The following is a 13,484-nucleotide window of genomic DNA, read 5'->3' on the forward strand; positions in this document are numbered from 1 at the left end:
AAACGATTATAAAAGGAATACTATGTGTATTGTCGCCATTGCTTGGCAGTTGTTTGACGAGCTGCCATTAGTGCTATTGTCTAATCGCGATGAGTTTTTGCAGCGTCCGACAGAGCCGCTGCATCAATGGTCTGATCAGGATATCTATGCAGGGCGTGATAAGCAAAGTGGCGGTACGTGGTTGGGTATTCATCAGCAAGCGTCACAAACGCAAAGTTCGGAATATTATGAACAAAATGGACGTTGGGCGGCCGTATTGAATTTTCGCGATGGTGTGCAGGCAAGTTTAGACGAACGTTCGCGCGGTGAGTTGGTCACGCGTTTTTTGACCAGTACGCTCAGTCCGATGGCATTTGCACGGCAGATTGAATTACAAGCTTATGCGGGCTTTAATCTGATTGTCGGTGATGCTATCCAAGCAGTCATTGTCAATAACCGCGGTCATGTCCCCACGCCGCTACATGCAGGACTGCATGTGCTTTCTAACGGTCAGCCAGAGGACAGTTGGTTTAAGACTGAGCGGTTGCGTGGTCGTTTGCGCCAAGAGGTATTGCCCTTGATTGCTGAGAACAGCGCGGCTAGCTACTGGCAAGCAGCTGCATTCAATGTGTTGTCAGATAATACCAAGGCACCAGCCGATCAGTTGCCAGATACAGGGATGAGTACTGAGCTTGAGCAGACCCTATCCTCTGTCTATATTGAGCCTGTGAGCTTTGGCAACGCTGACATCAGCAAGCCTACTTATGGCACACGAACCCAGAGTATTTTAACCTTGAGGCAAGAGAAGGGAAAAGGTGCAGAGCTCACCGCTTACATTGTCAGTCGAGAGTATCCGCATTCAATTGATAGTGAGTAAAAGTCATCACTCATTTTCAGCTGTATCTATACTTCATTTCACGTGAATTTATCAGTAGTTTTTAAAGCCATAAAGTAATTGTGGGTTTTGCTTTAAACTGTCACCTTTATGGCCTACACTCATTGAGTAGGGTATCAAACTCTATTATGTCCAAATAAGGGTTAAAACAAGGAGTGTGGCATGAGTATGATGAAATCACTAATATTTGTTGAGCCAGGTAAGATCGAAATCACTGATAAGAAGATACCCGATGTTGGGCCAAATGATGCTTTGCTAAAAATCACCACAACGACCATTTGCGGTACTGATATTCATATCCTTAAGGGTGAATATCCTGTTGCTAAAGGGCTGACTATTGGTCATGAGCCAGTGGGCATTATCGAAAAACTAGGTAGTGCAGTGATGGGTTATGAAGAAGGTCAACGAGTCATCGCTGGTGCGATTTGTCCAAGTTTTACTTCTTATGCCAGTCAAGATGGTTTCCCTTCACAAGATGGTGGTTATATTGGGCCAGATGGTACCTGTGCTTGTCATGGCTATAAAGCGACTGGTGGTTGGCGCTTTGGTAATATCATCGATGGCACGCAAGCCGAATACGTGTTGGTACCTGATGCGCAGGCTAACCTAGCACCTGTACCTGATGGTCTGACCGATGAGCAAGTTTTGATGTGCCCAGACATTATGTCAACAGGCTTTAAAGGTGCTGAAAATGCCAATATAAAAATCGGTGATATCGTTGCGATATTTGCGCAAGGACCAATTGGCTTGTGCGCGACCGCTGGCGCAAAGCTTAGAGGTGCATCAACGATCATCGCTATCGATGGCAATAACGAGCGCTTAGCTATGGCCAAAAAGCTGGGAGCAGATATCACTCTCAATTTTAACGAAGTCGATGTCATTGATGAGATTATGAAAATCACTGGTGGTCGCGGTGTTGATAGTAGTATTGAGGCGCTAGGCTTACAATCTACATTTGAGCAATGTCTCAAAGTATTGAAACCAGGTGGCACACTCTCAAGCCTTGGCGTATATTCCGAAGATTTAAAAATCCCGATGGCATATTTTGCGGCTGGTCTTGGTGATCACACGATCCGTACCGCCTTATGTCCAGGTGGTAAAGAGCGTATGCGTCGTCTATTGAATGTGGTTGAGTCAGGGCGTGTCGATTTATCAGCAATGGTCACGCATACCTACGCACTAGACGATATTGTAGAAGCTTATGACTTATTTATGCATCAACGTGATGGCGTATTAAAAATTGCTATCAAACCCTAGAATACGCTTTAGCCTTACTCATATTTAATAAAAAAAGCCTGTATCACTGGATACAGGCTTTTCATCATTTATATAAAAAGGTAAAAGGACATTTCAGAAATTAAGACTGGATCAAATGATTGTTTTGCTCAGGAATGATCAGTTCTTGCTTTAAGGGAAGTTCTCGTACCAATTCTTGTAAGGCGCGACGATAAACGCCTCGTTTAAAGTGAATCACTTGTCCGAGTGGATACCAGTAGCTGACCCATTGCCAATGGTCAAATTCAGGTTTCCCTTCATCAAAGCGGATATGTTGGGTATTTGGCTCATCTAAGCGTAGCAAAAACCATTTTTGTTTTTGCCCAATACATAAGGGGTGCTGGCCATGACGTACATAGCGTTTTGGCAGACGATAGCGCAGCCAGTCTTGGGTGACTGCTAATAAGTCCACATGACGCGGATGTAAACCGACCTCTTCCCAGAGCTCGCGATACATTGCATCCATCGGCGTCTCCCCGCGGTCGATACCACCTTGCGGAAACTGCCAAGCGTTGTGACCAATACGTTTTGCCCACAGAACCTGCCCTTGTGTATTTGCCAAGATGATGCCGACATTGGCGCGAAAGCCGTCTGCATCTATCATGACTAAACCTTTTAATTTGTTTAAAAATAGCTCGTTTTGAATTAAAACCATGATAGCAATCGTAATTATTATAAGGTGATTGTTATCGATATCAGCTCAAAACAAGATTCATTACCGTTATTAAACCAAGAAACAAGCAAAATGTGTAACAGTATTTTGCTATAAAATGTTTCACGAGTTTTACCTTTTAAAATCAACTATTTATAAACAGACTTTTGTAGGTTTTTCAAATAGAAATTTAATAAATATCGATGCGAGTAATGATAGCTGCATAGTGCTCAAATCATTTATTAAAGAAGAGGGTAAAACCAAGAAATTGTTTTCTCACGACACCATAGCCAAACAATGGCTTTATAAAATCTTGCTTTGGCTTATGCTACACTAGCCAAGTTATATACATTTCAAACAATAAAAATAGGCGATATGCCAATTAAAGTAAGGAACATTCACAATGTCAGAATCAAAAGCAAGCGTCACATGGCAAGAGAACAAAGCCTTTATGGGTGTGTCACCGTCAGGACACAATGTACAAATCGATGCAGATAAAGAAAAAGGCGCCAGTCCAATGGAGCTCGTTCTATTGGGTTTGGGTGGTTGTGCCAGCTATGATGTGGTGTCAATTCTCCAAAAATCTCGTCAAGACGTCACCGATGTACGTTGTGAGTTGACTGCGCAGCGTGCCGAGACAACACCAGCCGTGTATACCGATATTCACCTGCATTTTGTGGTCACTGGTCAAGACATTAAAGATAAACAGGTCGAAAAAGCCATTCATTTATCCGCAGAAAAATACTGCTCAGCCAGTCGCATGCTGGTCGCGGGTGGGGTTAATATCACCCATGATTTTGAAGTGATTGCAGGCTAAGGACTTATATAATGATCAGTGCATTTTTTGACTTGGTTTCTGATAAAGTTGCGTCTGCCATTTGGGCGATGGTGGTAGCGAGCTTACTGCCATGGGCTGTATCAATAATTGCAAAAGTATCTGGCGGCTTTAGGGTCAGAAATAATGCACATCCTCGCGATTTTTTTAAAAATGCAACAGGGATGGCGGCACGCGCTGATGCCGCACAAAAAAACAGCTATGAGACTTTGCCGGTATTTTTGGCGGCAGTGCTAGTGGCTATGCTGTTCTTTGTGCCACAATCGATTATCAATGTATTGGCTTGGCTCTATGTGATCATACGGATTGGTTATTGCACCGCGTACATCACCAACTTGTCGACGTTTCGCTCTATCCTTTGGGTGTTATCAATGGCATGCTGTCTGATGCTGTTTTATCTGGCAATACGAGTGAGTGTATAGCGCTACCCATCCATACTTATCAAATACATCAGATCAGAATAGGTGATTATTCTTGTACACTCGCTTGTAGTGCGCTGATAATCACCGCTTTGTTTTTCTCTCGTTTGATACCCTCCCACACTATTTGCGCCTCAGCATAGCCTTTGGTGAGCATACCTAGCCACTGTTTATAGCGCCCAACCAATACCACATCGTTCTTTGCTGCACCTTCCAAAAACCGAATCTGATGGGCGATCAAGTCTTGCCATAACAAGGTTGCTGTATTCTCTACGCTGTCAGTACTGTTTTCAGTGTCATTATCAACTTGTGCAACCAAATCAGGTCGTGTCACTGCGCCGCGACCTAACATGAGATGTGGCGTTCCTGCCTGAGTCATACAGTCATTTGCTTGCGCTGCTGTCCATATTTCGCCATTGGCAATCACAGGAATATCGAGCGCATTAAAGCTCTGGATTTTGTCCCAATAAGCAGGCGGCTTATAACCTTGGGTTTTGGTGCGTGCATGAATGGTTAGCCAATCCGCGCCACTTGCAACAATTGCGCCGCGAATATCATCCATCTGTGAGGTGTCGGTATAGCCCAAGCGAATCTTGGCAGAGACAGGAATATGCGCGGGCACAGCCTGACGTACCGCACTGATAATCTGATACATGGTTTCAGGCTCATCGAGCAGCACCGAGCCGCCGCGATGGCTATTGACGGTTTTGGCAGGGCAACCAAAATTGATATCAATCGCAGGTGCGCCAAGCTCGGCAGCATAAGTGGCATTTTCTGCCATGAGCTGCGCCTCACTACCCAAAAGCTGCACATGAATGGGCGTACCAGAAGCCGTTTTGGCATCGTCATTCAGCTCAGGCACGTATTTATAAAACACGTGCGCAGGCAAGACATGCTGGGTGATACGAATAAACTCACTGACTGACCAATCATAAGGCCGGCCCAAGTCAGACGCAATTTGCGTTAAGATTTGGCGCATCAAAGGATCGGTTAGGCCTTCCATGGGGGCGAGGAGGCGGACGGGATTGACGAAGAATTTATTTGAAAAGGACATTGATTTCATAGGATGTGATATAAAAATGTATGATAACTTATTCGCATTGGTTTTAAATCTTTAATTTCGAGGATAAAAAAATGTTACCAAGAAAAATCTTAGTGAGAAGAGAGGAGGATTATCATACTCATTACGTAGGAAAATATGGGAATGATCTCACTTTTATCGGTTTTAATTTTTTTGGCGGATTATCTCAAACAAGACCTCTAGCCGTTTTACATCTACTTGATAGCAGTGGTTCTTTAACAAGTTCAGAGATATGGGAAAAAGAAAAAATAGGGGATGCTGAGTTAGAGTTAAAAAAGGCAATTAAGCATTTAGATAATGCAAGATATTGTGATGTTGAAACAACAACATTTAATGTGGTACTAAATGGCTTGACCTTTGGTTTTATCGCTAGAGAAGACTCAGCATGCATTGAGTATCAACCGTATGGCTTAGCATTTTTTCCTCCTTGGGAAGGCTACTACGATACTTAAGTCATAGCTGAAAGGCTGGGTTTTTCATCCAGCCTTTCTATTCTGAAAAGTCTTGAAATTGGATGAAAAACACGAGCTTACGGAACTAAGTTTAAACGTCGTAAAATACGATACAACCTTAAGACCCAAAAATCACCTTTTTCCCCGTCTGTAAGCCAGAGATCAAGTCTTTAATATTATGAATATCCAAATTGCTTTGCGCACGCGTGCAAGCAACATAGAGCAGGCGCAATTCTTCTGGACTTATCTTGACCGCATTGGTCGTCACATCGTAGTAAAAATCATCATCTAGTTGTACTTTGCCCCATTCAAGCCCCTTGGCTTTATGCGCGGTAGAGATAACGTAATCCGCATTTTCTATACTGGTGAGACTGTTGACCGCTTGGCTTAACACATTAGTCCCATGGTCATCGACCAGTTTGACCAATGTTTTGAGATCGCTACCCTCGTTGGTTTCAGCATACTCTTGTACATCACCCCAATTATAAAAATAAGCCAGCTCGGGTACGCCGTAAGCTGATTTACCATTTTTTAAGTTTTCCGCCGCCTGACAGAATTTGAGCATACGGTCGGTATCGGCTTGTAGCGCAACGCGATGCCCGTGCTTTAGTCCTGTCAATAATTGCGACATCGCAGCGGCATTGGTACGGCATAAAATGGCGTCCTTTTTACTGTGTACCATACCTTTATCAGTAGAAGACTGTTTGTTTGGATTGCCCTTTAACGGCACGTCTTCTTGCAGTGCTTTTAGTAAGGTATTTGCCACTTCTGCAATCGGCTCACCAAAGCGAAAAGACTGCGTCAATAAGGTTTGCGGCAATGGCAGTTTTTTCATCGCATTGACCGCGCCGCGCCATTCATAAATCTGCTGATGCGCATCGCCCACATAGATAACTTGTCTCGACTGCTGGGTCAAGATACCCATCATCAATGGATCAGCATCTTGCGCTTCGTCAAATAAAATAAAGTCCGCAGGAATACTCGGCTTAGACAATGCCCAAAGCTTAAGATAAATATCATGCCCAATGCCCGCAGGATGACGCGCATCGATCGACTGTAGCCAGCGCTGTTCAACGGCAGGGTAGAGCATCTCGCGTAGCTGCTCCGCGTCTGAGTCATCGAGCCAACTTGGGAACAGTATGTGCCTTGGTGCAGGATAGCTGGCATGCGTACTACAGAAGTTACTTACCGCATCACTGACGAACCGAGACAATCGTGCGGGTGTCAGCGTAATGTATTTATTAACCCCATCCATTTGCCGGCGGACTTGTACAGGCTGCAAGCCCAAATCATCCCCGAGACGCTTAGGTGAAAATCGTGGCAAAGATAGCTTGGCGGTAATATCACGAGCGACATGGCGATAGGCCAGTGAGTGAAAAGTACGACACTCGACGTGGGGTGGAAACTTTGAACGAGCATCATTGGCAATCGCTTTGTTAAAAGCCAGATACAGTCCGCGACCCCGTAAACGCTCACCGATTAGCTTGAGTGTCGTGGTCTTACCAGCGCCTGCATACGCCACCACTTTAAATGATTTGTGATCCATCGCCATATTCAGCGCGGCGAGCTGCTCATCAGTGGGATCGCTCATATAAGCTGGCATCGATGCGGACATAATAAAGCTACCTAAATACAAGAAGTGATTAAAAACACAAGGGGCAAAAAAAGCCACTGGATAAACAATGGCTTATAGATGGCGGTACTCAATCGTAACAATAAGCACTAAGCTTACGCGTGGGGCAAGAAGAAAACAAGATAAGTCAGACGGGTAAATGCTTTATTCTTTGACTGTTGATATTAGATCAGTGCTAGGTTCTTCTTTGATCAAAATTTTTGCCAAAAATAACCCCAGCTCAAACAGTAACCACATCGGGATTGCCAGCATCAGCATGGATACCCCGTCAGGCGGCGTGACCACGGCAGCCACAGCAAAACAGCCGACAATGATATAACGACGCTTTTCTTCTAGACTCTGAATGGAGACAATACCGGCCAATATCAATAGCAAGGTCACAACTGGAATCTCGAATGTTAAGCCAAAAACCATAAATAATTTTAAGGCAAAGCTCAGATAACTGTCGATATCCGTCATTGGTAGTACGTTTTGCGGGGCAAACATAATAAAAAACTTTAAGACCCCTTTGAGCACAATAAAATAAGAAAAAGCCACACCCGCATAAAACAAAAATATAGAAGACAAGAGTACTGGTATTGCGATTTTCTTTTCTTTTTTATATAAACCTGGCGCGACAAACGACCAAATTTGATAAAGAATATAAGGCATTGCCAAAAATGCAGCAACGAAGACTGTCAAACGTATCGGTGCCATGAAGTTCGACGTAATATCAGTGGCAATCATGGTCGAGTTGGCAGGAAGCTGCGCCACCAACGGATCTGATAAGAAGTTATAGAGCTCGCGCGAATAACCGACCAACCCCAAAAATATGACCAATACTGCCACGCATATTTTGATCAAATGGCGGCGTAGCTCAATCAAATGCTCAGTGATAGGCATGTCACCCAATGCGCTTAAAACATCATCTGATGATTCATTTTGAGTGCTATCAGTCGTTGCTTTATCGCCTTGATCAATACCATCTAAAGCAGCAGGATCTGAATCAGTGAGTTTCTCTTGGCGACTTTTTTTTCGTTTGAGTAGTTGCATCAGTCAGTCCCCTGCTTATTATCAGAAGTCTGTGTACTTACCGAGCTATTTAGTAAGATATCGGCTTTATAGTTCGGTAGATAAGGCGGCATTGGGAGGCGACGGGCTTTATCGTAAGCACCCAAACGGAACCACATATTTTCCCACGGTCGGGTATTAAGGATTTGAGTAACGGGAGCGGCCATATCGCTATCATCGTTGCTGTTACCGCGCTTTGATAACTGACCGTTCTCTAGTGTATCTTGCTGCTTGTCAGTTGCATAAGAATAGTCGAATGCGTTTGGTATGGCTGATTGCTGATGATTTTTTGTGTCGTCAGCTTTGCTATTTCTATCATTCGCGACCGCTTCATTCGATGCTTTTAGAGAATGGCTTTGTGAGCTTTCAAAAGCTTTCATATTGCCGCGCATCTCCGCCATCTCACGCCTCATATCGGCTTCGGTTTGACGAATTTTGGCAAGTTCTTTTTGCATTTGCTGGCGTGTCTCAGCCAAATCCAGTTCGGCCTCTATCTCAGATTGCAAGGTCGAGACGGTGCGGCGAATTTTGGCATACCATTGCCCAGCCGTACGCGCTGCCTGTGGCAGTTTTTCTGGGCCCAAAACGATTAGGGCGATTACGCCAAAGAGAAGTAGTTCAGAAAACCCGATATCAAACATAATGGTCCGATGTCACTGTCTAGATGCTATACATTATGCTTATCATCAACCTTAGTGGTTGTTGGGCGCTCGTCGGTATGGGCCGTGCCATCATGGTCAAGCACCACGCGTTTTTTGGCATGCTCTGTATTTTCATCTTTGACCGCTTCTTTAAAGCCTTTAACCGCACCCCCCAAATCTTTGCCAGCATTTTTTAGTTTTGCAGTGCCAAACACGACAACGACGACGACCAATAGTATCAGCCAATGCGTAATAGAAAAACTACCCATAATGGTATCCTTGTGACTTGGTTTTGTGACCTGTTTTTGTGACTTAGTTTTCAGTCTTTATATGTCTGCTTTGTGTTGATAAAGCCTGCTTTGTGTTGATAAAAGAGTTATGTATCAAAAAAAAGCATCACATATAATGCGAGATAAAACAGAGCTATATTATAACCTGCAGTTATTACAAATAGGTGAAATCAACAATAATCAAACAGGGTCGATGCTTTTTTTTGTATCTCAATAACTATCTAGCCGCTTTTTCGTCGATACCTGACAGCCCAAACCGTCGACCCAGCTCGTTCAATACCGCATCTGACTCTATGTCAAACCATGCCAGTCCGACTAAAGTATGAAACCAGACATCTGCCACTTCATAGACCAGCTCATGGCGTGCCTCATCATAGCTTGCTTTGTCTTTACTCTCATCGCAGTGAGCAAAATCTTTGGCAGCAATGATGCTCTCTGTACTCTCTTCACCGACTTTCTCTAATATTTTATTCAAGCCTTTAGCATATAGACTGGCGACATAAGAGCTGTCGGCATCGGCTTGTTTGCGCTCTGCCAATACCTGATCGAGCTGTTGTAGCACAGAGCCTTTATCAATTGGCGCTTGAGTAGTATCGACTTGCGCTTGAGTGTTATTAGAGTCGGTGGTCGCGCTAGTATTTTCGTTTTCAACATTGGTGCTAGCAGATTCATCAGAATGATAAATATCCGCAGGGTTTTTTAATACTTTATCGACAGTTTGCCATTCAGGTGTTTGGCCTGATAGATCTAAACGTTGATAAAAACAAGACTCACGGCCTGTATGACAAGCAATACCACCCGCTTGAGTCACGCTTAGCACAATCACGTCTGCATCACAGTCTAGACGAATATCGTGGACGGTCTGCGTATGACCTGATGATTCGCCTTTGTGCCACAATTTGTCACGCGAGCGCGAAAAATAAACCGCGGTCTGCGTTTGTGCTGTGAGCTGTAATGCGTCTGCATTCATCCAAGCCATCATCAGAATACGACCTGACTTGTGATCTTGAGCAATTGCAGGAATCAAACCATCAGCATTAAAAGTTACGGCAGTCAGCCAAGCAGGTAGAGTCATAATGTATGTGTCGTCTTGTAGTTAGAGAATAAAAATATCAATAAGTAATTATACTACTTATGATTGGAGCGAGTTATGATTAGAGCGAGGAGATTGTCTAAAATGCTCTGAAGTGCTCTGAAATATGATGTCATATGAAAGCTGCGCGAGCATTAGAATAGAAGGGGTACTATTGACTCGCTATTTTACAGCCTAAATAAATGAGGATATAGAGCCTCTTTGGTCGTGTTATCGAGCTTAATCACTTTATTGAGATTAAAATCATAATTTCTAAAATGCTGCCGTGCTTTTACGACCGTTTCGCCCGTGTGCATACGGGTAACTTTTATCACTATATTACCGCCATTATCATATATTGGCTCAACACCGACTTCAAACAAAAGCTCTTCGCACACTCGTATACGACTCAAAATAACCAACTGCAATGTATCAATAATCAAGCCTTGTTTATCTGAATTGATTTCTTTAATACCTTTAGCCTGTAGAAACCTTAGTCGCGCTTCGGACAGAAGGGCGGTCAGAGATTCGATGGTCACATGCTGTCCCAAGTCGATTTCGGTATGACGCACGCGCATCACTGTCTCAAAAACAAATAAATAATCCTCAAATACCAACTCTTGCTTTGACACACTATCTCCTAAAGTGGTGGCAAACAATTATGCTACTTATCATGCGATAGGCTGGCAGAATCATAATAATGATGAACAGAGAATAAAGCTGTATACACTTAATAAATGAGTGTGCTTCCATGACACTCATATTATGATGTAACTTAAGTATCTACTTAAGCACAGCTTCAGCTGACATTCAATCTATTTGGATGAAAATTGACCATTTTCATGAGATTTTTGAGAGCCGCGCTACAGTGCTACTCATGCTGACTAACGGCCTTTGTTGCCAGGTAAAGGTTAGCCAAAACTTTACTTGGCAAAACAAGGCACTATCTGCTAAAATAGCGCCTCCCACCTCGAGGCAAATAGAGGTTTAGTTGTTATTTATATAACGATTATTCGGTATGACTATTTGACGACCAGGTTCTAAAACAGAAAAAGAGGCAAATCATCATGAAAGTTAAGATGAAAACCAGAAGCGGTGCCGCTAAACGCTTCAAAAAAACAGCAAACGGCTTTAAACGTAAGCAAGCATTCAAAAGCCATATTTTGACCAAGAAATCACCTAAGCGTATTCGCCAGTTGCGTGGTCTTAAGTTGGTACATAAATCTGACGAAGCAGCAGTTCGTCGTATGTGCCCATACATCTAATAGCCTACTGTCATCTATCTTTGATTGAAAACTATCTGATGAAATGATATTTGACTTTGCAATCTGACAATGATGTTTGTTATTTGACAGCATCATCACTCGCTTAACAGTGATTACAAAATCTTGGAGTAAATTATGGCCCGTGTAAAACGTGGTGTACAGGCAAATCGCCGTCACAAAAAAATCTTAAAACGCGCAAAAGGCTACTACGGTGCCCGTTCACGTGTTTACCGCGTAGCGGTACAGGCAGTGACCAAAGCTGGTCAATATGCTTATCGTGACCGTCGCAACAAAAAACGTACTTTCCGTCGTCTTTGGATTGCACGTATCAATGCTGGTGCACGCTTAAACGGTTTGAGCTATAGCCGCTTTATCAATGGCATGAAAAAAGCAAACATTGCAATCGATCGTCGCGTTCTAGCAGACATCGCTATGCATGATGCAGCGACTTTCACAGCATTGGTCGAAAAAGCAAAAGCGGAACTAGCATAAATATTAACTACTCTTTAGAGATTAAGTAGATATAAAATTTATCTAAGTAAGCATCTAAACGAATAGAACTAATATTGATTAATAGTACGATATTAATAAAAGCTACCGCTGGTCGGTGGCTTTTTTTATATGAAATTATTCTACGCCTGTTCGACGTCGAGGCTTTGTCGATACGAAATACGTTTGTCATCGACTAAATACTCAAGCCATTCTTATAAACAGTATTTATATCAATTTTTTATATAAACATAACTGGATAAATGGTTTGCAATATTTGGTCAAACCCCTACAATTAATAGTCCGTTCAAATCAGGAATAATGCGTCTTATGACTAACCCTGCTGCTACCAACGACTTGTCGGCGCTACCGACCTTGTCTTCAGAGCTAAACGAGCTCAATGAAGCTCAGCTTACTGACTTTGCGAGTGCTGCTGAAGCTTTAATTCTACAAGTAACTGATGCGCGTACGTTGCAAGATTTGCGTGTGCAATTGACTGGTAAAAAGAGCCCATTGACGGGCTGGTCAAAGCAGATGGGCAAACTCGATGCTGATGATAAAAAAACCTACGGTGGCTGGTTGCACGAGGTGCGTAGCCGCATTCAGCAAGCATTGACTGATCAACAGCAGCAGTTAGAAGTCGCAGCACTCAATGCTAAGCTAGAGAGTGAAAGTATTGATATCACGTTGCCTGCTCGCGGTGGTCAAAAAGGTCATCTGCATCCAGTAACGATGATTACTCAGCGTATGCAGCAGTATTTTATTCAAGCGGGCTTCAATGTCGCAACTGGCCCTGAAGTTGAGAGCGATTACTATAACTTTGAAGCATTAAATATCCCGTCGCACCATCCTGCGCGCGCGATGCATGATACCTTTTATTTTGATGCGCATTATCTACTGCGTACGCATACCAGTCCTGTCCAGATTCGTACCATGGAAAAAAATGAGCCGCCGATTCGCATCATTTGCCCAGGCCGTGTTTATCGTAACGACTCAGACCAAACCCATTCACCCATGTTTCATCAGCTAGAAGGCCTTATGGTCACCGAGTCGAGCACTTTTGCTGAGCTAAAAGGTCTGATCAGTGAGTTCTTGGAAGCATTTTTCGCCAAAGAGCTGACCGTACGTTTCCGTCCTTCATTCTTCCCATTCACTGAGCCGTCTGCAGAAGTGGATATACTAGATGATAATGGCAAATGGCTTGAGGTAATGGGCTGCGGCATGGTGCATCCACAAGTATTGACCAATTGCGGTATTGATAGCGATAAATACACAGGCTTTGCTTTTGGTATGGGTATCGAGCGTTTTGCGATGCTGTATTACGGTATTGATGACTTGCGTTTGTTTTTCCAAAATGACGTGCGCTTCTTAAAGCAATTTGGCTAGAGTGCTTTTATTGATATAAAACGTGCTCCTTGTTAATACAACAAGTTAATTTGCCAAGCTTTACTCCAAC

At 43.4% G+C, this 13,484-nt stretch carries 16 protein-coding genes; 8 read left to right on the forward strand and 8 right to left on the reverse strand.

Translation table 11 applies throughout. The features are described from left to right. Positions 1-22 precede the first annotated feature (22 nt). Complete coding sequence (locus tag JMX83_RS07640; RefSeq protein WP_201600229.1) at positions 23-856, forward strand: NRDE family protein; 834 nt, start codon at positions 23-25, stop codon at positions 854-856. A 180-nt stretch (positions 857-1,036) separates the two neighbouring features. Beyond that, positions 1,037-2,131: an NAD(P)-dependent alcohol dehydrogenase gene (locus JMX83_RS07645; RefSeq protein WP_201600230.1), complete on the forward strand. Its 1,095-nt coding sequence runs from the start codon at positions 1,037-1,039 to the stop codon at positions 2,129-2,131. A 100-nt stretch (positions 2,132-2,231) separates the two neighbouring features. On the opposite strand, the gene JMX83_RS07650 is transcribed toward JMX83_RS07645, so the two are convergent. Next, complete coding sequence (locus tag JMX83_RS07650; protein WP_114701778.1) at positions 2,232-2,753, reverse strand: RNA pyrophosphohydrolase; 522 nt, start codon at positions 2,751-2,753, stop codon at positions 2,232-2,234. Between the two features lie 451 nt (positions 2,754-3,204). On the opposite strand from JMX83_RS07650, the gene JMX83_RS07655 reads away from it, so the two are divergent. Beyond that, the gene (locus tag JMX83_RS07655) at positions 3,205-3,618 is read left to right on the forward strand and encodes an OsmC family protein (protein WP_201600231.1); all 414 of its coding nucleotides are present in this window, start codon (positions 3,205-3,207) and stop codon (positions 3,616-3,618) included. A gap of 11 nt (positions 3,619-3,629) precedes the next feature. Beyond that, positions 3,630-4,058, forward strand: a complete 429-nt coding sequence (locus tag JMX83_RS07660) for an MAPEG family protein (RefSeq protein ID WP_371533090.1) — start codon at positions 3,630-3,632, stop codon at positions 4,056-4,058. A gap of 46 nt (positions 4,059-4,104) precedes the next feature. Here JMX83_RS07660 and JMX83_RS07665 read toward each other — a convergent pair whose 3' ends face one another. Continuing rightward, complete coding sequence (locus JMX83_RS07665) at positions 4,105-5,109, reverse strand: tRNA dihydrouridine synthase (RefSeq protein ID WP_201600233.1); 1,005 nt, start codon at positions 5,107-5,109, stop codon at positions 4,105-4,107. Between the two features lie 80 nt (positions 5,110-5,189). Here JMX83_RS07665 and JMX83_RS07670 point away from each other — a divergent pair, with 80 nt between their 5' ends. After that, positions 5,190-5,588: a hypothetical protein gene (locus tag JMX83_RS07670; RefSeq protein WP_201600235.1), complete on the forward strand. Its 399-nt coding sequence runs from the start codon at positions 5,190-5,192 to the stop codon at positions 5,586-5,588. 118 nt (positions 5,589-5,706) lie between these two features. On the opposite strand, the gene JMX83_RS07675 is transcribed toward JMX83_RS07670, so the two are convergent. The 6 genes from JMX83_RS07675 to JMX83_RS07700 all read right to left on the reverse strand — a co-directional run bounded on the left by JMX83_RS07675 (position 5,707) and on the right by JMX83_RS07700 (position 10,906). Further along, on the reverse strand, positions 5,707-7,203 hold the full coding sequence (locus JMX83_RS07675; RefSeq protein ID WP_201600237.1) for a UvrD-helicase domain-containing protein: 1,497 nt from the start codon (positions 7,201-7,203) through the stop codon (positions 5,707-5,709). A 162-nt stretch (positions 7,204-7,365) separates the two neighbouring features. Beyond that, entirely contained in the window at positions 7,366-8,253 is an 888-nt protein-coding gene (gene tatC, locus JMX83_RS07680) for a twin-arginine translocase subunit TatC (RefSeq protein WP_201600239.1), read from the reverse strand. Further along, complete coding sequence (gene tatB, locus JMX83_RS07685) at positions 8,253-8,912, reverse strand: Sec-independent protein translocase protein TatB (protein WP_201600241.1); 660 nt, start codon at positions 8,910-8,912, stop codon at positions 8,253-8,255. Before tatB ends, tatC begins: the two co-directional genes overlap by 1 nt. Positions 8,913-8,938: 26 nt before the next feature. Continuing rightward, on the reverse strand, positions 8,939-9,181 hold the full coding sequence (tatA, locus tag JMX83_RS07690; protein WP_201600244.1) for a Sec-independent protein translocase subunit TatA: 243 nt from the start codon (positions 9,179-9,181) through the stop codon (positions 8,939-8,941). 238 nt (positions 9,182-9,419) lie between these two features. Continuing rightward, on the reverse strand, positions 9,420-10,277 hold the full coding sequence (gene hisIE / locus JMX83_RS07695; protein ID WP_201600247.1) for a bifunctional phosphoribosyl-AMP cyclohydrolase/phosphoribosyl-ATP diphosphatase HisIE: 858 nt from the start codon (positions 10,275-10,277) through the stop codon (positions 9,420-9,422). A gap of 185 nt (positions 10,278-10,462) precedes the next feature. Further along, positions 10,463-10,906 (reverse strand): thioesterase family protein, encoded by a 444-nt coding sequence (locus tag JMX83_RS07700; RefSeq protein ID WP_075106427.1) that lies wholly within the window; start codon positions 10,904-10,906, stop codon positions 10,463-10,465. Positions 10,907-11,341: 435 nt separating this feature from the next. On the opposite strand from JMX83_RS07700, the gene rpmI reads away from it, so the two are divergent. From rpmI to pheS, 3 genes are all read left to right on the forward strand, one after another. Next, on the forward strand, positions 11,342-11,539 hold the full coding sequence (gene rpmI, locus JMX83_RS07705) for a 50S ribosomal protein L35 (protein ID WP_062845610.1): 198 nt from the start codon (positions 11,342-11,344) through the stop codon (positions 11,537-11,539). Between the two features lie 135 nt (positions 11,540-11,674). Next, on the forward strand, positions 11,675-12,031 hold the full coding sequence (gene rplT / locus JMX83_RS07710) for a 50S ribosomal protein L20 (RefSeq protein WP_011281252.1): 357 nt from the start codon (positions 11,675-11,677) through the stop codon (positions 12,029-12,031). A 327-nt stretch (positions 12,032-12,358) separates the two neighbouring features. Beyond that, entirely contained in the window at positions 12,359-13,414 is a 1,056-nt protein-coding gene (gene pheS / locus JMX83_RS07715; protein ID WP_201600250.1) for a phenylalanine--tRNA ligase subunit alpha, read from the forward strand. Positions 13,415-13,484 lie beyond the last annotated feature (70 nt).

The organism is Psychrobacter piscatorii (assembly GCF_904846415.1).
Taxonomy (GTDB): domain Bacteria; phylum Pseudomonadota; class Gammaproteobacteria; order Pseudomonadales; family Moraxellaceae; genus Psychrobacter; species Psychrobacter piscatorii.